Raw genomic sequence first — 22,760 nt, 5'->3', positions numbered from 1 at the left:
CGTTCAGGCGCGGGCGCGCTGCCGGGCCGGCCTTGCCGCGGCTGTGCTGCGCGCGGCGATGACGGCAGCGGGAAAATCACGAAGCGCCTGCGCAAGCGGCAATTGATTGCCGGCGAGGCCTGGCGCAGCATAGCCCGTGATGTCGACCGTCGCGTCAAATTCCTCGAGGATCGGCCATTCGCGACCGGCTTGCGTGAACGGTGCCAACATGCGCCCGGTCACCACGATCGCAGCAGTGCGGCCGTGGCGGCGGGCGAAGGCGACGACATGGTCGGCGTGGGCGCCGCTCACCCCGAGCGGCTGGTAGTCGCCATGTGTGAAGACGTCGGCGAGCTCATGGCGCAGCTTGAGCAGGTGCCGCGTCCAGGCCAGCTTGAGCCGGCCATCGGGCCAGGTCTTGATCGGGCCGCGCCAATCCGGAGCTTCCGGCGATGCCAGCGCCGCATGCCGCGCGGCAAAATCCACCGGTCGGCGGTTGTCGGGATCGACCAGCGACAGGTCCCAGAATTCGGTGCCCTGGTAGAAGTCCGGGACGCCCGGCAGCGTCGCCTTGAGCGTGAGCTGGCTCAGCGAATTCAACGCACCCAGCAGCGCGACGCGGCGGGCCAGGGTTTGCAGCGCCTCCAGGAATTCGCGCGACCGCGCAGGATCGAGGATCCCGGCGACGAAGTCCCGTATGCCGGCCTCGTAGGTCTCGTGGGGATTGAGCCAGCTCGTCTCCTCCTTGCCTTCGCGCGCGGCCTTGAGCGCGTAAGCCTGGATGCGCTCGACGAAGCCTTCGTCCGGGCCCTCGAGCGGCCATGCCCCGAGCAGGGTCTGGTAGAGCATGTATTCGAATGTCGCCGACGGCGCACGCAGATTGCCGCGGAGCGCGAGGTGCGGTGCGTTCAACACCTTCCAGCGTGCCACCGTACTGGTCCACTCGCCGGGAATCTCGCTGAGCGCCGCGATCCGCGCGCGCGCATCCTCGCCGCGCTTGGTATCGTGCGTGGCGGTCGCGGTCATGCCGTGCGGCCACTCCCTGGCGCGGGCCTGCATGGCCTCGTGGAAGGCGGGAAGCGCAAGACCGGTGCTCGCGGCATCGCCGCCGACCTCGTTCAACGCGAGCAGGCGGTGGAATTGGTAGAAGGCGGTGTCCTCCAGCGACTTCGCCATCACCGGCCCGGTGAATTGCTGCACCTTCAGCGCGAAGCGGCGCACGCGCGGGGCGCTGTGCGGGTGACGGCCGGGCTTGAGCAGGTCCATGGTCAGGGCATCGCGCAGGAAGTCGAAAATGCCCTCGTCCGCGGCGAACCACTCCGCACGGGCACGCGCGATCGTGTCGTCGATCAGCTTGCGGTCGTGCGCGGCAGGCGCGCCGGACGTGAGATAGGTGCGATAGACCGGAAAATGCAGCACGTAGAGCTCGAGCGCCTGCCGCAGGCTGTCGGCCGAGAAGTCGCGGGTCGAGTAGTGGCCGTTGGCGATGCGCGCGAGCAGCCGCGTCAGCACGGTGAATTCGCTGGTGAGCAGCGTCTCCAGCACGCGCCGCTTGGCGTCCTTGACATAGGGCGCAAGCCGCGGCGGCCGGTTGCTGATCTGCCGCCAGGTTTCGTCCAGCGCGTCCAGTCCCCTGGGATCGACCAGCATTTGGGTGATGACGTTCATCCACTCGTAACCGGTGGTGCCGTGAACGCCGGCAAAGTGCGGCAGGCGCTCGTGCTCGCACAGGATCTTCTCGATCACGGTATAGAACGGTTTCGTCGCGCCTTGCGCGTCGCGCACGAGGCGGCGCAGCCGCTGGCAATACTGCGCGGGGTCGCGCAGGCCGTCGATGTGGTCGAGACGGATGCCCTGCAAATTTCCGTCGGCGACCAATTGCTTCACCAGCCTGTGGGTGGCGGCGAATGTGCCGGGGTCCTCGACGCGCAGACCCGCAAGCCCGTTGACGTCGAAGAAGCGGCGATAGTTGATGTCGCTGGAGGCAAGCCGCCAATGGCCGAGCTTGTAGTGCTGGCGCTCGAGCAGATGATGCAGCGCCAGGGTCTGCGCCGGGCGGTCCTTTGCCGCGCGATAGGCGCCGAGGCCGCGCGCGATGATGTCGGCCGCGCCCGCGATGTCCCTGAGTTCGGCCTTGAAGCCCGGCGCTTCCTTGCGATTGGGACGGCGCAATCCGGTGTGGCGCGCCGCAAGCGCGAGCACGCGCTTGCCGGCTTCGGTCTCGGCGGCGTCCGCTTCCTTGACGACCATCCGCAGCACCTCGCCATAGCGCTCCGCCGCGATCGGCAGGCGATGCTCGAAATACCAGGCGGACAAGCTGCCCTGTTCGGGATCGTAGCGCAGTTCGATCTCGCCGCGCTCCAGGGCCTCGCCATAGGACGAGCCGAGGATCGGCAGCAGCACGCCGCCGCGGGCGCGGTGGGGCAGCAGGTCCCAGTCGATATCGAAGGCTGCCGCATGCGGCGACGTCGGTCCCCATTCCAGCACGTCGAGCCACCATGGATTGTCGGCAAAATGCACGCCGACATGGTTGGGCACGAAATCGATGATGAGACCGATGTCATGCTGGCTCAGCGCCGTGCTCAGCCGGGCAAAACCGGCCTCGCCGCCGAGCTCGGGGTTGAACTGGCTGTGATCGACGGTGTCGTAGCCGTGGGTCGAGCCCTTGCGGGCCTTCATCACCGGCGAGGCGTAGAGATGCGTGATCCCCAGCGCCTTCAGGTAAGGCACCATCTCGGCGGCCTTGTCGAAGTCGAAATCCGCGGTGAGCTGAAGCCGGTAGGTCGCAAGAGGGATGGCGGGAGGCATGCTAACCTCCGAGGCGCCAGACCACCGACCAGGGCGGAAGCCGGCCGCCCGCCGCGGCGCCCCAGATCGGCGTGCCCGCGCTGTCGTTGGAATGCGCGATCTCCCGGTCCGACAGATTGGCGGCGAGGCGTAGCGTCGTTCCGTCGCCCATGCGCCAATGCGCGGCCAGCAAGCCGTTGTCGCTCGCCTCGGCGTCGCCGAAGGTCGCGCCCTTCAGCCGCGGCGCGATCTCCTTGCGGCGGAGCGTGAGCAGGTCTCGCACCAGAGCGAGCCGTGCATTCTGCTCCGGCGTGCGGCCGGTCCAGTCGAGCACGGCCGATTGCAGCGTCGCGGGGTCGAGCGGGTCGGGCACCTCGTCGCCGTATTTCTCGTAGGCCCAGGCATATTCCTGCCGACGGCCCTTGCGCACGGCATCGGCGAGCCCGCCTTGGAAGTCGCAGAAGAACGGGAAGGGCGCCGTCGAGCCCCATTCCTCGCCCATGAACAGCATCGGGATCATGGGAGCCAGAAGCGTCACCGCCAGCGCAGCCTCGATCTGCCTGGGCGATGCCAGGCTTTCGAGCCGGTCGCCGAGCGGGCGGTTGCCGATCTGATCGTGGTTCTGGAGGAAATTGACGAAGGTCGCCGGCGGCAATGCGCCGCTCGGCTCACCGCGCGGCTTCTTGCCCCAGAATTCCGAGATTTCGCCCTGGTAGACGAAGCCGGACGCCATTGCTCGCGCGAGATCCATGCGCGGGGTCTGATAATCGGCATAGTAGCCGGCGAGCTCGCCGGTCAGCATCACATGCCAGACGTGATGGTAGTCGTCGTTCCACTGCGCGCGATATTTGCCGTTGGGCGGATCCTGCGCGGCATCGAGCAGGCTCGCGCGATTGTCGCCGTTCTCCAGCACCAGATGGATGTGCCGTCCCGTCGCCTTGGCGAGTTCGCCGGCGGTGACGCTGAGATCCTGCAGCATCGACTGCTCGCCGGGGATCGCCATGATGTGGTTGGCGGCGTCCAATCGCAGGCCGTCGAAGCGGTAGTCGGTGAGCCAGGACAGCGCGCTCTCGACTGCAAACGCGCGTACCTGCGGCAGCCGATAGTCGATCGCGCTGCCCCACGGCGTGTGTGCGTCGGTGAAGAAGGCCGGCGCGTAGCGGCCGAGGTAATTTCCTTCGGGGCCGAAATGGTTGTAGACCACGTCGAGAAACACCATCAGCCCGCGCAGATGCGCTTCGTCGATCAGCGTCTTCAGGTCCTCGGGACGGCCATAGGCGTTGTCGGGCGCGTACCACAGCACGCCGTCATAGCCCCAGCCGCGGCGGCCGGCGAAATCGGCCAGCGGCATCAGCTCCAGCGCGGTGACGCCGGTCGCGACCAGATGATCGAGCTTGCCGATCATGGCGCGGTAGGTCCCCTCACGCGTGAAGGTGCCGACATGCGTTTCGATCAACACCGTCTCTTCCCAGGGACGGCCACGCCAATCGCTCGCACGCCACGTGAAGGCGTCGTGATCGACCACCTCGCTCGGGCCGAACACGTCCTCGGGCTGGAACGCCGAGGCCGGATCGGGCACGTCGATCTCGTCGTCGATTCTGAATTTGTAGGGGCTGCCCGTGGTCAGGCCGGAAATGTCGGCCACATACCAGCCATCCTGCCGGCGCTGCATCGCGTGCCGCCGGTCGAGCAGGAGATCGACACGGCGCGCACCGGGCGCCCACAAGCGGAACGATACGCCGTCCTTCGTCGGCCTGGCGCCGAAGGATGGCCTCATAGCGCCCCCGCAAAGGCGAGCACGGAGCGCGGCGGCGCCTTGCTGTCGCTTCCGGGCTGAAAGTCAACCGTGTTCAGCTTGGCTTCGGTCGTGTTCAGGATCTGCTGCCAGCTCTTGTATCCGGTCATCTTGGGCAATTTGAATGCGATCTCTTCGGGGGCGGCGTTCAGAATGATAAAGATCGCGGCGTCACCCGGTTCCATCGGCCCCATCACATAGGAGAGGAACCTGCCTTCCGGGAATTTCCAGTCGTTCTCCGTCATCTCGTCGCCGGCCGGCGTCAGCCACAACACCCCGTAGGCCACGCCGTCAGCGGGGCGGCCGTCGAGCCAGCGGTGGCTGCGCAGCTGCGAGAACCGGCGCCGGATATCGGCGAGATGAGCGACGAAATCGATCATGTCGTCGCCGTCCCTGCCGAGATTGTCCCAGCTGATCCAGCCCACCTCGTTATCCTGGCAATAGGCGTTGTTGTTGCCGGATTGCGAGTTGCCGACCTCGTCGCCGGCGAGGATCAGCGGAATGCCCTGCGCCAGCATCAGGCAGGCCAGCACGTTCTTGCGAAGCTGACGGCGCAGGCCGAGAATCTCGGGATCGTCGGTCGGGCCCTCGACGCCGCAATTGTTGCTGTGGTTGTCGTTGGAGCCGTCGCGATTGTCCTCGCCATTGGCCTCGTTGTGCTTCTCGTTGTAGCTGAAGAGGTCGGCGAGGGTGAAACCGTCGTGCACCGTGATGTGATTGATGCTGGCGCGCGGCCGCCGCCCGTCGTGGTTGAACAGGTCGGATGACGCGGTCATGCGGCTGGAAATGTCGCCGATCAGGCTGCCTTCGCCGCTCCAGTAGCGCCGCATGGCGCTGCGGTAGCGGTCGTTCCACTCCGACCATTGCGAGGGGAAGGCGCCGACCTGATAGCCGCCGAGGCCGAGATCCCAGGGCTCGGCGACGAGCTTGACGGCGGCCAGCACCGGGTCCTGCCGGATCGCGGTCAGGAACGAGCTGCCGCGATCATAACCGTTCGGTCCGCGCGCGAGCGTGGTGGCGAGGTCGAAGCGGAAGCCGTCGACATGGCAGACCTCGACCCAGTAGCGCAGCGAATCCATCACCATCTGGAGCACGCGCGGATGAGTGAGGTTCACCGACGAGCCGCAACCGGTGAAGTCGTCGTAGTAGCGCGGGTTCTCGCGGTTCAGCCAGTAATAGGAGGCGTTGTCGATGCCGCGATAGCACAGCGTCGGACCGAGGTGATTGCCTTCGGCGGTGTGGTTGTAGACGACGTCGAGCATCACCTCGATGCCGGCATCGTGCAGGCGCGCCACGGTCGTGCGAAAGGAATCGAGCGCGTTGTCCTGGGCGTAGCGCTGCTCCGGCGCGAAGAACGACAGCGTGTTGTAGCCCCAGTAGTTGGCGAGCTTCTTCTCGACCAGAATACGGTCGTCAACGAAGCTGTGGATCGGCAGCAGCTCGACCGTGGTGACGCCGAGCTTCTTCAAATGCTCGATCATCGCCGGCGACGACAGGCCGCCATAGGTGCCGCGCAGGTTCGGCGGCACGTCCTCGCGCTTCTGCGTCAGGCCCTTGACATGGGCTTCGTAGACGATGGTGTCTTCCCAGGCGATATTGGGGCGGATCTCGCGCCGGCCCCAATTGAACGTCTCGTCGACGACGACGGCCTTGGGCATGCCGCGCGCATTGTCGCGCCGGTCGAACGACAGATCCTCGCGCGCGCTGCCGGTGCGATAGGCGAAATGCGCATCGCTCCAGACCAGCCGCCCGGAAAGGCGCTTGGCGTAGGGGTCGAGCAGCAGCTTGTTGGCGTTGAAGCGGTGGCCGTGCTCGGGCTCGTAGGGGCCATGCACCCGATAGCCGTAGAGCTGGCCCGGCGAGACGTCGTTGAGATAGCCGTGCCAGACGTCCTCGGTGCGCTCCGGCAATTCGATGCGTTCGAGCTCGCGCCGGCCCTGGCTGTCGAACAGGCAGAGCTCGACCCTCTCGGCGTGGGCGGAGAACAGCGCGAAGTTGGTGCCGCGTCCGTCCCAGCTTGCGCCGAGGCGTGCGGGCGATCCAGCGGTCAGGCGCATGGGTCAGCTTTCCGGAACGAGGAAGATCGCGGCCAGAGGCGGGATGGTGAGGCGAAGCTCCGGCGCCTTGCCGTCGACGGCATGAACCTCGCCGATGTTTCCGACATTGCTGCCGCCATAATGGGCGGAGTCGGAATTGAACACCTCTTTCCACTTGCCGGCGAAGGGCACGCGAACGCGGTAGTTGCGATAGACGTTGGGTGAGAAGTTGACCACCACCAGGCAGCGCGCGTGCTCGTCAAATCCCTTGCGCAGCCAGGCAAACACGTTGCGGTTGGCGTCGTCGGTGATCACCCATTCGAAGCCGGCCTGGTCGCAATCCATCTGGTGCAGCGCGGGCACCGCCCGATAGAGGCGGTTGAGGTCGCGGATCAGCGCCTGGATGCCGGAATGGTACTTGTATTCGAGCAGGTGCCAGTCGAGCGACTGGTCGTGATTCCATTCGCGGCTCTGCGCGATCTCCGCACCCATGAACAACAGCTTCTTGCCGGGATGGCCGAACATGAAGCTGTAATAGGCGCGCAAATTCGCAAAGCGCTGCCACTCGTCGCCGGGCATCCGGCCGAGGATCGAGCGCTTTCCGTGCACGACCTCGTCATGCGACAGCGGCAGGATGAAGTTCTCCGAGAACGCGTAATGCAGGCCGAACAGGATCTCGCCGTGATGATGCTTGCGGTGGATCGGATCCTTGCTGATGTAATTCAGCGTGTCGTGCATCCAGCCCATGTTCCACTTGTAGCCGAAGCCGAGCCCGCCGAATTCGACCGGGCGCGACACCTGCGGCCAGGCCGTGGATTCCTCCGCCGCGGTGGTCGCCTGCGGGAAGCGCGCGTATAGCTCGGTGTTGAAGCGGCGCAGGAATGCGATCGCCTCGATGTTTTCCCTACCGCCATACTGGTTCGGAATCCAGGCGCCCGGCGGCCGGCTGTAGTCGAGATAGAGCATCGAAGCGACCGCATCGACCCGCAGGCCGTCGATCGCGTAGCGCTCGAGCCAGAACAGCGCGTTCGACACCAGGAAGTTCGTCACTTCGGTGCGGCCGTAATTGTAGATCAGCGTGCCCCAGTCGAGGTGGCGGCCCTGGAGCGGATTGGCATGCTCGTAAAGCGAGGTGCCGTCAAAGCTGCCGAGCCCGTGCGGATCGTCCGGGAAGTGGCCGGGCACCCAGTCGAGCAGCACGCCGACGCCCTCGCGGTGGCAGGCATCGACCAGCGCGGCAAAATCCTCCGGCCCGCCGAAGCGGCTGGTCGGCGCATAGAGCCCGGTCGGCTGATAGCCCCATGAGCCGTCGAAGGGATGCTCGCTCACGGGGAGGAATTCGAGATGAGTGAAGCCCATGTCGCGGGCGTAGGCCGGCAACTGCTCGGCGAGCTCGCGATAGGTCAGCCATTCATCGCCGTTCTTGCGCCGCCACGAGCCGAGATGGACCTCGTAGATCGACATCGGCGCCGACAATGCGTTGATGCCGTCCGGCGCTGGGCGGGGACGTGCGAGATGCGCCTCGTCGAAGACGATGGAGGCCGTCTTTGGCCGGACCTCGCTTGCAAACGCCAGCGGATCGGATTTCAGCGGCAGTTGATGGCCGTGCGGCCCGACGATGTCGAACTTGTAGTGATCGCCCGCCTTGGCGTGGGGGATGAACAACTCCCAGTAGCCGGCGCCACGCACCCGCATCGGATGGCGCCGCGCATTCCAGAAGTTGAAATCGCCGACCACGGCGACGCGCCGTGCATTCGGCGCCAGCACCACGAAGCCGATGCCGGCGACGCCTTCGAGCGTCATCGGATGCGCGCCGAGCTTGTCGTAGAGGCGCTGATGGGTGCCTTCGCCGAGCAGATAGAGGTCGAAGTCGGTCAGGATCGGCGGAAAGCGGTAAGCGTCCTCGAACTCGACGACATTGTCGCCGAACTTCGCGCGCAATTGGTAATGCTTGGAGCCGTTGGGCAGGGCGCCGACGAACAGGCCGGAATCGTGGACGCGGTCGAGCCTTGCCACCTCGCCATGCTCGCCGACCGCCTCGACGTTGGAGGCCTCGGGGAGAAAAGCGCGCACCACGCTCCTCCCGCCCTCGGGATGCAGCCCGAGATAGTGGAACGGGTCGGAATGGCGGCCCTCGATGATCGCGTAGGCCTCGGCAGGCAGTTTAGGCATCGGCTTCGCTCTCGGCATTGGACAGCATGCGAAGCAGCCGGGTCAGCGGCGCATTGAGCCCTTCCGGCCGGTTGGACAGCTCGTACTCTACTTCGTCGAACGCTTGATCAAGCAGGAAAAACATTAACAGGCCTTCCGCGGAATCCTGGTCTTTCGGCCACAGCCGCCGATCGGTCATGGCCTCGCGGTACGCGGACAGGAAGGTCGAGACGGCGCGCTCGCGCCATTCGCCGAGCGCGGCCGCGAGCCGGCCCTGCTCGTCGGAGGCCCCCGAAAACGCACGGTTGAACGCCGCGGCCACCGCCAGATCGATCGAGCGGATCAGCCCGGCGACGTCGCGCGCGGCCGGCGCCTTGCGCCGCTTGTCGGCCAGGGCCAGGCGCGGATGGCCGTCGAAGTCGATGATGAAGATATCGTCCTTCACGATCAGAGTTTGCCCGAGGCGGAAGTCGCCATGATGACGAATGTTCAACCCGCCGATGCCGGATGGCAATAGCGCATTCAGCCGGGCGGACAGGCGCCCGCCCGCCGCGGCGAGCTGGTCGACCAGCGGCCGGTCGGTTTCCCGCAAATTGCCGCGGTTCTCGGCCAGCTGCTCGAACACGCGCTCGGCGCGCGCCTTGAGGTCCGAGGTCCAGCGCTTGAGGTGCGCCGGGCTGATCGGCTCGGGGGCGAGGTCGCCGGCCTTTGCGGCGGCGAGCGCGATGTGCAGCTCGGCAAGCCGCCGGCCGGTTTGCGCCAGATGGTGCAGATAGGGCACCTGGTCCGGCTTCGCGCGGGAGGTCTCGCCCGCCGGCGCCAGCCGCTGTTCATCCACGTAGCGGTCGAGATAGGCCGCCGTCACCGCCCAGCCGTCGCCCTGGTTCTCGACATAGGCGTGCAGCACGCCCAGCGCGCTGCGCTGGTCGCCCTCGACCAGCTCGACGCTGCCGAGCAGCGCCGGCGTATTGGCAAAGCGGGCGATCTCGGTGAGGTAGCGGCCGATCTCGATCTCGGGATTGGTGCCTCCTTCGAGCTGGCGATAGATCTTGGCGACGTATTGGTTGTCGACCAGCGCGGTGCTGTTCGACTGTTCGATCGCGCGGATGCGTTCGGGCTCCTTGATGGTGTAATCGGCGAACCGGCCGGTCGCCTTGAACTCGAGCCGCAGATTGTTCTCTTCCACCACCAGGTTCTGCGACAGGTTGCGCAGGAACAGGCCGATGAAGATCTGGTCGGTCGCGACGTCGAGCAGCGTGCCCTCGCGCGCACCCTGGCGCACGGCGGCGAGCGCCCTCGGATTGAAGCGCTCGCGGTCGAAGCGCACCCACTCGATCTGTAACGGCATCACGTAGCGTGTCGCCACGTCCTCCTGCTTGGTCTCGAAGAACGCGATCCAGGGCCGGTTGTCACCGATGTCGCAGAACGGCACCGCCGAGGTCAGCGCGGTCTCGATTTGCTTGGGATTGTGCTCGGGATACCATCTCGTCCGTGACAAGAATCCCGGCAGCACGTCGCGTTCGAAAACACCGCGCTCGCGGGCGAGAGAAACCCAGTTCGAATTCACCGGTACGACCAGCGTCTCGAACTCCGGCACCGCGCGCGACGTCACCGGCTCGGACTTGTCGCGCTCCATGAGCTGGAACCAGTAGAAGCCGTACGGCCCCAGCGTGATCATGTAGGGCAGCTCGCCGATCGCCGGGAAGCGGGTGCGGCCGAGCATCTCCTGCGGGATGCGGTCCTTCCAGGGCGTCAGGTCGAGCTCGGTCGCCTGCGCCGCCCGCGAGAGGTTGGCGACGCAGAGGATCACCTCGTCGCCATATTGCCGGACATAGGCCAGCACGGCGCGGTTGGCGGGGCGGATGAAGGTCATGGTGCCGCGGCCGAAGGCGAGCGTCGACTTGCGCACCGAGATCAGGCGCTTGGTGGCGCTGAGCTGCGAGGACAGGCTGCGCGACTGCGCCTCGACGTTGACCGATTCGTAGCCGTAGACAGGGTCCATGATCGGCGGCGCGTAGAGGCGGGCCGGATCGGCGCGGGAGAAGCCGCCATTGCGGTCCGGGCTCCACTGCATCGGCGTGCGCACGCCGTTGCGGTCGCCGAGATAGATGTTGTCGCCCATGCCGATCTCGTCGCCGTAATAGATGATCGGCGTGCCCGGGAACGACAGCAGCAGCGAGTTCATCAGCTCGATCTTGCGCCGGTCATTGTCCATCAGCGGCGCAAGCCGCCTGCGGATGCCGACATTGATGCGGGCCCGGGGATCGTTGGCGTAGGTGGTCCAGAGATAATCGCGCTCGACGTCGGTGACCATCTCCAGCGTCAGCTCGTCGTGGTTGCGCAGGAACAGCGCCCATTGGCAGCTTGCGGGAATGTCCGGCGTCTGGCGCAGGATGTCGGTGATCGGGAAGCGGTCTTCCTGCGCGATCGCCATGTAGATGCGCGGCATCAGCGGGAAGTGATAGGCCATGTGGCACTCGTCGCCACGGCCGAAATATTCCTGCACGTCCTCCGGCCATTGATTGGCCTCGGCCAGCAGCAGCTTGCCCTTGGAGTAGGAATCCAGCTCCTGGCGCAGACGCTTGATGATCGCATGCGTCTCGGGAAGGTTCTCGTTCGAGGTGCCCTCGCGCTCGCAGAGGTAGGGAATGGCGTCCAGCCGGAAGCCGTCGACACCGGCGTCCAGCCAGCGCTTCATCACCTGGATGAGGGCGCTGACCACGCGCGGATTGTCGAAATTGAGGTCCGGCTGGTGCGAGAAGAAACGGTGCCAGTAGAACGCGCCGGCCTCGGGATCCCAGGTCCAGTTGGATTTCTCGGTGTCCGTGAAGATGATGCGCGTGCCCTGGTATTTCTGGTCGGTATCGCTCCAGACATACCAGTTGCGGGCGCTCGAGCCCGCCGGGCTGCGGCGCGCGCGCTTGAACCAATTGTGCTGGTCGGAGGTGTGGTTGACGACGAGCTCGGTGATGACGCGCAGGCCGCGCTTCTGCGCTTCCTGGATGAAGCGCTTGAAGTCCTTCATCGTCCCGAAATCGGGATTGACCGCGCCGTAGTCGGCGATGTCGTAGCCGTCATCGCGGCCGGGCGAGGGGTAGAACGGCAACAGCCACAGCGCGGTGACGCCGAGGTCCTGGAGATAGGGCAGCTTCTCGGTCAGGCCGGCGAAATCGCCGATGCCGTCATTGTTGCTGTCGGCAAAGGCCTTGACGTGAAGCTGGTAGATGATGGCGTCCTTGTACCAGAGCTCATCCACGATCTCGGCAGCCTCAGCCTTCTTGGTGTCGACGGAAGACAGAACATTCATGGCGTTAGGCCTTTACGCCAGGCAGCGGAACAAGAGCGCCGGATCGCGATCGGGATCGATACGCAATCTGATTCCGCCCCATTCGATGCGGGACTGTTCGCCGGTGAGGAGATTTTCGAGTGCGGTGACGTGGCGCCGCTCGCCGCCGACGTCGAGGGTGACGTCGCCAAGCGGCAGCCAGAACTCGCGCGCGTGGCCCGAGAGCGCGATCGCGCCGACGACGGTATTGGCGGGATCGGCCGCCTCTTTCGCGAATGCGATCGTCTCGCCGTCCTCGATGCCGAGGAAGCGCAGATTGGCGGTCTGCTGGAGCGCCGCGTTTTCGTTGCGGATGCGATTGAGCCCGGTGATGTAGGACTTGATGTTGCCGGGCTTGGCCCAGTCGCGCTGCCGGATCTGATACTTCTCGGAATCGAGATATTCTTCGCGGCCGGGGATCGCCTCATGCTCGAGCAGCTCGAACCCGCTGTAGATGCCGTAATTGCCCGACAGCATCGCGGCCAGCGCAACGCGCGACTTGAACGCCCAGGCTTCGCCGCTCTGGAGATGATAGGGCAGCAGGTCGGGCGTGTTGACGAACAGGTTCGCCCGGTAGAAGTCGCGCTCGGGATAGCGGGTGAGCTCGCCGAGATATTGCTCCAGCTCCCACCTCGAAGTGCGCCAGGGGAAATAGCTGAAGGATTGCGCGAAGCCGAGCTTGGCCAGTCCCTTCATCAATTTCGGCCGCGCATAGGTCTTGGAGAACAGGATCACCTCGGGATGCCGGCGGCGGATGTCGCGGATCAGCCATTCCCAGAACGGGAGCGGCGCGGTGTCGTGATTGTCGATGGCGAAGATGGTCACGCCCTGGTCGATCCAGAACAGCATCGCATCGCGAAAGGCGTTCCACAGCCCGATCCTGTCGACCGATGTGAAATCGGGGATGACGATATCCGGATAGGGCGCGTCCGCCGTCCGCACCGAGCGGTCCGGCCGCCACTTGAACCATTCCGGATGCTGCGTCAGCCAGGGATGGTCCGGCGAGCATTGCACGGCGAAGTCGAGCGCGAGCTCCAGGCCGTATTCCAGGCAGGTCGCGACCAGCGCGCGGAAATCCTCGATCGTGCCGAGCTCGGGATGCAGCGCATCGTGCCCGCCCTCAGTGGCGCCGATCGCATAGGGCGAGCCGGGATCGCCCTCGGCCGCCACTGGTGAGTTGTTGCGGCCCTTGCGGCGGCTGCGGCCGATGGGATGGACCGGCGTGAAGTAGAGCACGTCAAAACCCATCGCGGCGATATCAGGCACGCGCGCGATGCAGTCGCGAAGCGTGCCGTGCCGGCCCGGCGCTTGACTCAGGTTTTGGCTCTGGCTGCGCGGCATCATCTGATACCAGGTGCTGAAGCGCGCCTTGTCGCGGTCGACGATCAGGGGGAAAAGCGGCGAACGGGTCAGGTCGGGCCGCGACTGGCTCTCGGCCATCGCCGCGCCGAGCTCGGCTGCGAGCAGCGGGGTGACCTCGCCGGTCTGAAGATAGTCCTCGCATTGCCTGATGATGACCGCCGCGGCGTCCTGCTGCGCGCCATGCGCCTTGGTCAGGAGGCCGGCGCCCTCGATCGCATCGAGGCTGACGTCGGCGCCGGACAGCTGCTTTCGCTCCAGTCCATGACGCCAGGTGGCGAATTCATCGGTCCATGCTTCGACGGCATAGACATGTTGTCCGGGCTCGAGCGGGACGAACGCGCCGGACCATCGGTCATTGCCGTGATGGATCATCGGCTCGCTCCGCCATTCCCGCTCCTCTTCGCCGCGCCAGACCAGCGCAGCACCGACCACGTTGCTGCCGTCGCGATAGATGTCGGCCCAGACCTCGACCCGCTCGCCCGCGATCCGCTTCACGGCGAAGCGGCCGCCATCGATCGACGGATAGAGATCTTCGATGAGGAAAGCACCGCCGGCTGCGGCACTCTCGACAGTTTGAATTGTCTTGTTCACGGTGATGCCATTGACAAGAAAGCAGGGCCCGTTTCCCTTGCCGGGAACCTACGCTTGATACCTATATAGAAAGCCGCTTGTGTGTCATTAGTTCCCCCTGGGAACGGCAGGCGCAGTTTGCGAGTTAACCCTGACTAACGTCTTCCGCGACCTCATTAAAATCGATGTCCCCGGCCAAAGAATGGCCTGCAAGCTGCGTGCCGAATGGATCTTTTAGCTCAAGCCCAGATCAAGGGCGTTCAGTCCGAATTCGTGGACGCCCTCGGAAAGCTGCGGGTCACCGATCCCGCCGCCCTCAAATCCATCCTCGACGCCCTGCCGGAGAAACGGGTCTACCGCTTCGTCGGCGGGCCGGTCGTGGTGCGCGCCCTGGGTCATCCGCGCACCGAATTGGCGGCCATTGGCGCGGCGCCGCTGCAATGGAAATTGACCGCAAACGGCAATTTGATCGCGCAAGGCGAGACGCGCGAGCCCGTGATCGCCTGGCCCGCCGGCCTGCCGCTCGGCTATCACCGCCTCACACTGACCGATGCCGAAGGTGTGACGGAAGAGGTGCCGATGATTGTGGCGCCTGAACGGGCCTTCGGCGGGGATTTCGCCCGCGGCTGGCTGCTCGCGGTGCAGCTCTACAGCGTCCGCTCGGATCGCAATTGGGGCATCGGCGATTTCACCGACTTGGCTGGTCTCGTCCGGCTCGCCAGGCAGCTCGGCGCCGACGGCGTCGGGCTCAACCCGCTGCACGTCCTGTTCGACGACCAGCCTGCCGATTGCAGTCCCTATTCGCCGAACAGCCGGCTGTTTCTCAACCCGCTCTATATCGACGTCGAAGCGATCCCGGAATTTTCAGCGGACCTCGTCCCTGGCGCCGCAACGACGGCTGCGCGATTGCGCGAAGGTGATCGCGTGCCCTACGCCGACATGGCGGCGTTGAAATGGCTGGGCCTGCACGCGGCCTTTGACAGCTTCGTGACAACGGCAAGTAGCACACGCCGGAAGGAATTTGACGCCTTCCGCGCCGCCCGTGCGCCGCTGTTGTCCCGTTTTGCCTGCTTCGAGGTGCTGCGGCATCGCTTCACCGGGCCGTGGTGGGAATGGCCGCCCGAGTGGCGGCAGCCGGACGCGACAAAATGCGCCGAGATGCGCAATGGCTCCGACAAGCGCGAGGTCGAGTTCGTCGAGTTCGTGCAATGGACCGCGGATAGCCAATTGCATGCCGCCAAGCAGCTCGCCGGCCAGCTCGGCATGCGGGTCGGGCTCTATCTCGACGTCGCCGTCGGCGTGCAGTCCAACGGCTTCGATGCCTGGAATGAGCAGATGGCGATTTCGCGCCATCTCGCCGTCGGCGCGCCGCCCGACGTGCTCAACACCGTCGGCCAGGACTGGGGCCTGGCCGGCTTCAACGCAGGCGGCCTGGAAGCCCAGTCCTTTGTGCCGTTCGCCGACATGCTGGCTGCATCGATGCGCCATGCCGGCGCGATCCGTCTCGATCACGTGCTCGGACTGAAGCGGCTCTATCTGGTGCCGCGTGGTTTCAAGCCCGACAATGGCGCCTATGTGCAGATGCCGTTCGAGGCGCTGCTTGGCGCGGTGGCGCGCGAGAGCGCGGCCCATCAATGCATCGTGATCGGCGAGGACCTTGGCACGGTGCCGGAAGGTTTTCGCGAGACCATGCAGGATTTCGGCATCTGGTCCTACCTCGTCATGATGTTCGAGCGCGACGATGCCGGCCACTTCCGCAACATCGACCATTACCGGCCCAACGCGCTGGTGACGCTGAACACGCATGATCTGTGCACCTATGCGGGCTGGCGCTCCTTCAGCGATCTCAAGATGAAGCGCTCGCTCGGGCTCGACCCCGGCGAGGACGACCAGGCGCGCTGGGATGCGCTCGGGGCGCTCGACGAGATCCTGCGGCAGAACGGCATCCAGGCCAACGACCTCTGTTCGGTGCTCACCTTCCTGTCGCGCACGCCGGCACGGCTGCTGGCGGTGTCGCTGGAAGATCTGCTCGGCGTGATCGACCAGCCCAACATTCCCGGCACGATCGACGAGCATCCGAACTGGCGCCAGCGCCTGCCGGTCGCGCTCGACAAGATCGCCGCCAAGATCGACCTCGCGGCCTTGAAAGCTGCGACACGGGAACGTTCCCTGACCGGCGGGAGTTGAACAGCCGGGCATTTTCAGGCTCGCAAGACATTGTCGCAGAACATCGAGGATTATGCGCTGATCGGCGACTGCGAAACCGCGGCGCTGGTCGGGCGCGACGGCTCGATCGACTGGCTGTGCTGGCCGGCCTTCGATTCCGATGCCTGCTTTGCCGCGATCCTCGGGACGCACAAGAACGGCCGCTGGCTGGTCGCGCCCGCCGAGGACGTCACCGCTACGTCGCGCCGCTATCTCGGCGATACCCTCATCCTCGAAACGCGCTTCGAGACGAAGAGCGGCACCGTCGCGCTGATCGACTTCATGCCGCCGCGCGGCAAGGCCTCCGACATCGTGCGGCTGGTGCGCGGCGTCAGCGGCGCGGTGAAGATGCGGATGCAGCTCGTGATCCGCTTCGGCTTCGGTGCCGATATTCCCTGGGTGCGGCGGTGCAAGGACGGCTCGCTGCTGGCGGTCGCCGGCCAGGACATGACCGTGCTGCGCACGCCGGTCGAGACCCGGGGCGAGGACCTGACGACGGTCGCCGAATTCGAGGTGAAGGCCGGCGACACCGTGCCCTTCGTGCTGACCTACGGCCCCTCGCACCTCGATCCGCCCGCGCCGATCGACCCGGAGATCGCGCTCCAGGAGACCGAAAAATTCTGGCAGGACTGGTGCAGCCGCTGCACGCGGGACGGCGAGTATCACGATCTCATCATGCGCTCGCTGATCACGCTGAAGGCGCTGACCTTCGACCCGACCGGCGGCATCGTCGCGGCGCCCACGACCTCGCTGCCCGAGAAGCTCGGCGGCAGCAGGAACTGGGACTACCGCTTCTGCTGGCTGCGCGATGCCACCTTCACGCTGCTGGCGCTGATGAACTCGGGTTACACCGAGGAAGCCTCGGCCTGGCACAATTGGCTCTTGCGCGCCGCTGCCGGCTCGCCGGCGAACATGCAGATCATGTACGGCATCTGGGGCCAGCGGCGGCTGCTGGAATGGGAGGCGGGCTGGCTCGACGGCTATGAGAGCGCCAAGCCGGTGCACATCGGCAATGCCGCGCATGCACAGCTCCAGCTCGACGTCTATGGCGAGCTGATCGACGCCTTCCACCAGTCGCGCATGGCGAAGCTGAAGCTCGATGACGAGAGCTGGGCGCTGGAATGCGCCGTGCTCAACCATCTCGCCGAGGTCTGGGACCATCCCGACAACGGCATCTGGGAACGGCGCGGTGAGCCGAAGCACTACGTCTTCTCCAAGGTGATGACCTGGGTCGCCTTCGACCGCGGCATCAAGAGCGCCGAGACCTTTGGCTTCAAGGCGCCGCTGCTGCATTGGCGCGCGCTGCGCGAGGCCATTCATCGCGACGTCTGCAACAAAGGCTTCGATGCTGAGGAAAACGCCTTCGTCGAGTCCTACGGCTCAAAGCTGCTCGACGCCAGCGTGCTGCTGCTGCCGGCGGTCGGCTTCCTGCCGGCGGAAGACCCGCGCATCCGCGGCACCATCGCGGCCGTCGAAAAGCACATGATGCGCGACGGCTTCGTGCTGCGGCACGATCCGCGCGAAATGTCCGAGGAAAAGCAGCCGATCGAGGGCGCGTTCCTCGCCTGCAGCCTGTGGCTGGCCGATGCCCATGTGCTGGCCGGCGATCTCGACAAGGCGCAAGTGCTGCTCGACCGCGTGGTCCGCATCGCGAACGATGTAGGCCTCTTGGCCGAAGAATATGATTCAGGCGCCCGGCGCCAGACCGGCAATTTCCCGCAGGCCTTGACCCACATCGCGCTGATCAACACCGCGCACAACCTGTCGGCGGCAAGGCAGGAGAGCGAGAAGCCGGCGGTGCAGCGGTCGAAGTAGTGACTCAGCCAACCCCATTCAGTTTCAAAATCATCTCCATCGCCTCGGCAAAACCGTCCTGCTCGTTGGTTGCGGTGACGTGGGTGGCCTGGTCCTTGACGCTGTCGGTGGCATTGCCCATGGCGATCGAGACGCCGCTGACGCGGAACATCGCAAGGTCGTTCTGCATGTCGCCGATGGTCGCGACCGCGTCGGTGGAAATGCCAAGGCGCTTGGCCATCGCCTGCACGAAGGTGCCCTTGTCGAAGCCGGGCGGCGTGATGTCGAGATAATAGGTCTGCGAGCGCACCGCGGTCGCCTCGCTGCCGAGCGCCTCCTGCATCGCCATTTCGCAACGCTCGAGCCCGGCGGCGTCGGCGCTGGCGCCGACGATCTTGCAGGCGCTGGCGAGGTACGGCGAAAAATCCGTCACGATGGTCGGGTCGGAGCGGATGGTGTGCCGCTCATGGGCGACGTATTTGCCGCCCGGGTTATCGATCAGCCATTTGTCGTAGGTGAAGAGCCAGATGTCGGCGCCGAATTCCCGGAGGATTTGCAGGGACCGTTCGACGGCGCTCGCGGGGATCAGGTGCTGCTCGACCGGCTTCATCTCGGGATCGATGATCGAGGAGCCGTTGAACGGGCCGACCGGCAGCCAGATCGCCAGCGGCTCGATCAGGAAGCGCATGCCGATGGCGGGGCGGCTCGAGGTGATGGTGAAGCCGATGCCGGCCTGATGCAGCCGCTGCACCGCGGCCCGGGCGCGATCGGTCAGCGTCTTGTCCTTGGTCAGCAGCGTGCCGTCGACGTCGGAGACGACGAGCGAGATGTGCGTCATGGCAGGACCTTGGGTTTCAGGACCTTGGGTTTCAAGACCTTGGGTTCCACGACCTTGGGTTTCTCGGCCGTGGATGTTGCGCCGCCCAGTTTCAACTGCCGCACGACGCCGTCCACGATCGCCTCGACGGACTCGTCGATCGAGACGCTGATCACGTGCTCGCTCGCCTCGGGCGGCTCCAGCGTGCTGAACTGGCTGGTCAGCAGCTCGGGCGGCATGAAATGGCCCTTGCGGCGGGCGAGCCGGTCGGCGATCAGCTCCTTCGTGCCCTTCAGGAAGACGAAGCGGACGTCGTCGCGTCCACGCAGGAGCACGTCGCGATAGCTGTGCTTCAGCGCCGAACAGGCGATGATGACGTGCTCGCCGCGGTCGCAGACCCGCGCGATCTCGTCGGCGATGGCGTTGAGCCAGGGCCAGCGGTCCTCGTCGGTGAGCGGATGGCCGGCCCTCATCTTCGCGACGTTGCTGGCGGGGTGAAAGCTGTCGCCGTCCTCGAACCGCCAGCCGAGCCGCTCGCCCAGCGCTTCCGCAACCGTGCTCTTGCCCGAGCCCGACACGCCCATCACGATCAATGCACAAGGTGCTTCAACGCCCGCCACGAATTTCCTCCGGAAGCGCGGCCTGGTCGACCATCCAGATGGTCTCACCATTCGAGCGCGCGCGTACAGCCGGCAGAGTCTCGCCATTGAGGAGGCGCGTCAAGATCGGCTGCTTGTCATGTCCCGCAATCTCGAACAGCATTTCGCGGCAGGATGCAAGGACGGGCAGGGTGAGGGAGACCCGCGGCACGAAGGGGGCCACATTGGCCTTGGGCACCCCGACGACCCAACGCTGCATTTCCTCGATTTCGGGGTAGCCGGGAAACAGCGAGGCGGTGTGGCCGTCCGGGCCGGCGCCCATCAGAACCAGGTCGAACAGCGGCCGGGCCGGATCGAGGCTTTCCGAACCGTAGAAGGCCTGCAGCTCGCGCGCATAGGTCTCGGCGCTTTGGTCCGGGCTTTCAGCCGCGGTCGGGATCGGGTGGACATGGTCGGAGGGCGCGCTGCGATCGAGAAAGGTCGCGCGCGCGACCGCCATGTTGTTGAGGGGATCGCTCTCAGGCACGAAGCGCTCGTCGCCGATGAACCAGTGCACGCGATCCCACGGGATCTTGCCGCGCCAGGCGTCGCTTCCGAGCAGCTGATAGAGCTTCTTCGGGCTGGAGCCGCCGGTCAGGCAGATCGCGATGCGCCCGGGATTGGCGGCGATCCGCGCCATCACCCGCTCGGCCGCGGCTTGCGCGAGGGCCTCCGCATCGGCCGCGACGATCAGCTCCGGCTGGCCGGCCGCCGCCATCACGAAAACTTCCGCCAGCTTCGTCCGTCGCGCCGGAGCAGTTCGTCGGCGCAGGCCGGGCCGTCGCTGCCGGCTTCATAAGTCTCGATGCCGTTGGTGCCCTCGCTCTTCCAGGCGTCCAGGAACGGCTGCACCGCCTGCCATCCGGCCTCGATGCCATCGGCGCGCTGGAACAGGATGTTGTCGCCGATCATGCAGTCGTAGATCAGCGTCTCGTAGCCGGTCGAGGGATCGGCTTTGAAATAGTCGCCGTAGCGGAACTTCATCTCGACGCCGTCGATGGTGATGCTGGGTCCGGGAATCTTGGCGTTGAACTGCAGCTCGATGGTCTCGGTCGGCGCGATGCCGATGGTGAGGAAGTTCTGCGACAGGCGGTCGACGTCCGTGCCCGAAAACATCGACAGCGGCGCCTGCTTGAACTTGATCGCGACTTCGGTGCGCTTGTGACCCAGCGCCTTGCCGGTGCGCAAGTAAAAGGGGACGCCGGCCCAGCGCCAATTGTCGATCATCAGCTTGAGCGCGACAAAGGTCTCGGTGGTGCTGCCGGGCTTGACGTCCTCGGTCTTGCGATAGTCCGTGATCGCGTCGTTGCCGATGCGGCCGGCGAGATATTGCGCGCGCACCGAATTTTTCAGCGCCTCTTCACGGCTTGGCTGCTGGATCGAGGTGAGCACGTCAGCCTTCTCGGAGCGCACCGAATGGGCGTCGAAACGGGCCGGCGGCTCCATCGCGACCAGCGACATCAGCTGGAACAGATGGTTCGGCACCATGTCGCGCAGCGCGCCGGTGGCGTCGTAGAAGCCGCCGCGATGGCCGACGCCGAGCTTTTCCTCCACCGTGATCTGGATGTGGTCGATATGGTTGCGATTCCAGATCGGCTCGAACATGCCGTTGGCAAAGCGCAGCACCAAAATGTTCTGCACCGTTTCCTTGCCGAGATAGTGATCGATCCGGTAGATCTGGTGCTCCTCCATGATCTTCAGCAGTTCGGCATTGAGCGCGCGCGCCGACACGAGGTCGGTGCCGAACGGCTTCTCGATCACCAGCCGCCGCCAGGCGCCGTTCTCCTTCATCATGCCGGTGCGGCCGAGCTCGCGCGCGGTCGGCGCGAACGCGGTCGGTGGTGTCGCGAGGTAGAACAGCCGGTTGCCGCCGGTGTCCTGCGCGCATTCGAGCGTATCGAGATGATCGCGCAGGCGGTCGAAGGACGGCGGATCGTTCGGGTCGGCTTCGACGAAAGTCACGCATTGCAGAAGCTGTTTTGCGACGTCATCGTCAACCGGCCTCGTGGCGAACTGGCGCAGGCCCTTCATCAGGCTGTCGCGCAGCTCGCCATCCGACTGGCCCTTGCGGGCCACGCCGACGACGCAGAATTTGTCCGGCAGCAGGTTCTCGGCCGCCAGATTGTAGAGAGATGGCATCACCAGCCGATGGGTCAGGTCTCCGGTCACGCCAAAGATGACGAAGGCGCAATGTTCCGGCTTGCGCTTTGGCTGCGGGTCTTTTGTCACGAATGATCGGCCTTCGCTCTGTTACTTGTTACTTCGGCTTCTTGCTTCGGCTTCTTGCTCCAGCTTCTTACTTTGGCTTCGAAGCGTCCGGCTGCTTCGGCTCCTTGTGGCCGCCGAAACCCGCGCGCATCGCCGAGAGAATTTTTTCGGCGAAGGTGTGTTCCTTGCGGGAACGGAAACGTGCGTAGAGGGCGGCGGTCAGCACCTCGGCCGGCACCGCCTCGTCGATGGCGGCATTCACGGTCCAGCGTCCCTCGCCGGAATCCTCGACGAAGCCGGAATATTCCGAAAGCTGCGGGCTGTCGGCGAGCGCCGTCGAGGTCAAGTCGAGCAGCCAGGACGGGATCACGCTGCCACGCCGCCACACCTCGGCGATATCGGCGAGATCGAAATCGTAGCGATGATCCGCCGGCAGGGCTTCGATGCTGGCATTCTTGAGGATGTCAAAGCCTTCCGCATAGGCCTGCATCAGGCCGTATTCGATGCCGTTGTGGATCATCTTGACGAAATGGCCGGCGCCGACCGGGCCGGCATGGATGTAGCCCTGCTCGATGCGGGGATCGCGCCCCTCACGTCCTTCCGTGCGCGGAATGTCGCCCGCGCCCGGCGCGAGCGCGGCGAAGATCGGATCGAGCCGGTCGATCACGATTTTCTCGCCGCCGATCATCATGCAATAGCCGCGGTCGAGCCCCCAGACGCCGCCGGAGGTGCCGACGTCGACATAGTGGATGCCGCGCTGCTTCAGCGCCTTGCCGCGGCGGACGTCGTCTTGCCAGAAGGTGTTGCCGCCGTCGATGATGACGTCGCCGTCCTGCATCACGTTCGCAAGGGTGTCGATGGTCGCTTCCGTGATGCGCCCCGCAGGCAGCATCACCCAGGCGGTGCGCGGCCGCTCCAGCTTGGCGACGAACTCTTCCAGCGTCGAGGAGCCCTGTGCGCCGTCTCCGGCAAGGCCGGCGACGGCCTTGGCGTCCTTGTCATAGACCACGGTCGAATGGCCGTGACGCATCAGCCGGCGAACGATGTTGCCGCCCATCCGGCCGAGGCCGATCATGCCGAGTTGCATTTGAGA

The 22,760-nt window shown here is 65.5% G+C and carries 13 protein-coding genes; 2 read left to right on the top strand and 11 right to left on the bottom strand.

The genetic code is table 11. The features are described from left to right. Positions 1-3: 3 nt before the first annotated feature. The 6 genes from treY to ACXJMY_RS03690 are packed head-to-tail and all read right to left on the bottom strand — an operon-like array spanning position 4 to position 14,026. Positions 4-2,787, bottom strand: a complete 2,784-nt coding sequence (gene treY, locus ACXJMY_RS03715) for a malto-oligosyltrehalose synthase (protein ID WP_456617972.1) — start codon at positions 2,785-2,787, stop codon at positions 4-6. A gap of 1 nt (position 2,788) precedes the next feature. Then, positions 2,789-4,543, bottom strand: coding sequence for a malto-oligosyltrehalose trehalohydrolase (gene treZ, locus ACXJMY_RS03710; RefSeq protein WP_456617971.1), 1,755 nt, complete (start codon positions 4,541-4,543; stop codon positions 2,789-2,791). Then, complete coding sequence (gene glgX, locus ACXJMY_RS03705; RefSeq protein WP_456617970.1) at positions 4,540-6,618, bottom strand: glycogen debranching protein GlgX; 2,079 nt, start codon at positions 6,616-6,618, stop codon at positions 4,540-4,542. Before glgX ends, treZ begins: the two co-directional genes overlap by 4 nt. Positions 6,619-6,621: 3 nt before the next feature. After that, positions 6,622-8,769 (bottom strand): 1,4-alpha-glucan branching protein GlgB, encoded by a 2,148-nt coding sequence (glgB, locus tag ACXJMY_RS03700; RefSeq protein ID WP_456617969.1) that lies wholly within the window; start codon positions 8,767-8,769, stop codon positions 6,622-6,624. Further along, complete coding sequence (treS, locus tag ACXJMY_RS03695) at positions 8,762-12,055, bottom strand: maltose alpha-D-glucosyltransferase (protein WP_456617968.1); 3,294 nt, start codon at positions 12,053-12,055, stop codon at positions 8,762-8,764. The genes glgB and treS overlap by 8 nt, the downstream gene beginning before the upstream one ends. 12 nt (positions 12,056-12,067) lie before the next feature. Beyond that, positions 12,068-14,026 (bottom strand): maltotransferase domain-containing protein, encoded by a 1,959-nt coding sequence (locus tag ACXJMY_RS03690; RefSeq protein ID WP_456617967.1) that lies wholly within the window; start codon positions 14,024-14,026, stop codon positions 12,068-12,070. A gap of 204 nt (positions 14,027-14,230) precedes the next feature. Between ACXJMY_RS03690 and malQ the strand changes: the two genes are divergently transcribed. Next, a complete protein-coding gene (gene malQ / locus ACXJMY_RS03685; protein ID WP_456617966.1) occupies positions 14,231-16,192 on the top strand; it encodes a 4-alpha-glucanotransferase in 1,962 nt (653 codons plus the stop codon). 30 nt (positions 16,193-16,222) lie between these two features. Beyond that, positions 16,223-18,025, top strand: coding sequence for a glycoside hydrolase family 15 protein (locus ACXJMY_RS03680; RefSeq protein ID WP_456617965.1), 1,803 nt, complete (start codon positions 16,223-16,225; stop codon positions 18,023-18,025). Between the two features lie 4 nt (positions 18,026-18,029). On the opposite strand, the gene ACXJMY_RS03675 is transcribed toward ACXJMY_RS03680, so the two are convergent. The 5 genes from ACXJMY_RS03675 to gnd all read right to left on the bottom strand — a co-directional run bounded on the left by ACXJMY_RS03675 (position 18,030) and on the right by gnd (position 22,754). Next, positions 18,030-18,842, bottom strand: a complete 813-nt coding sequence (locus tag ACXJMY_RS03675) for an HAD family hydrolase (protein ID WP_456617964.1) — start codon at positions 18,840-18,842, stop codon at positions 18,030-18,032. Next, complete coding sequence (locus tag ACXJMY_RS03670) at positions 18,839-19,441, bottom strand: gluconokinase (RefSeq protein WP_456617963.1); 603 nt, start codon at positions 19,439-19,441, stop codon at positions 18,839-18,841. The genes ACXJMY_RS03675 and ACXJMY_RS03670 overlap by 4 nt, the downstream gene beginning before the upstream one ends. Then, positions 19,428-20,177, bottom strand: a complete 750-nt coding sequence (pgl, locus tag ACXJMY_RS03665) for a 6-phosphogluconolactonase (RefSeq protein ID WP_456618097.1) — start codon at positions 20,175-20,177, stop codon at positions 19,428-19,430. The genes ACXJMY_RS03670 and pgl overlap by 14 nt, the downstream gene beginning before the upstream one ends. Continuing rightward, positions 20,177-21,688, bottom strand: a complete 1,512-nt coding sequence (zwf, locus tag ACXJMY_RS03660) for a glucose-6-phosphate dehydrogenase (RefSeq protein ID WP_456617962.1) — start codon at positions 21,686-21,688, stop codon at positions 20,177-20,179. The genes pgl and zwf overlap by 1 nt, the downstream gene beginning before the upstream one ends. A 67-nt stretch (positions 21,689-21,755) precedes the next feature. Then, positions 21,756-22,754 carry a phosphogluconate dehydrogenase (NAD(+)-dependent, decarboxylating) gene (gnd, locus tag ACXJMY_RS03655; protein ID WP_456617961.1) on the bottom strand — a complete coding sequence of 333 codons (999 nt, stop codon included), beginning with the start codon at positions 22,752-22,754 and terminating at the stop codon, positions 21,756-21,758. Positions 22,755-22,760: the final 6 nt, after the last annotated feature.

The sequence above is a fragment of the Bradyrhizobium sp. P5_C12 genome (assembly GCF_054049735.1).
This window is presented reverse-complemented; position numbering and strand designations above follow the sequence as displayed.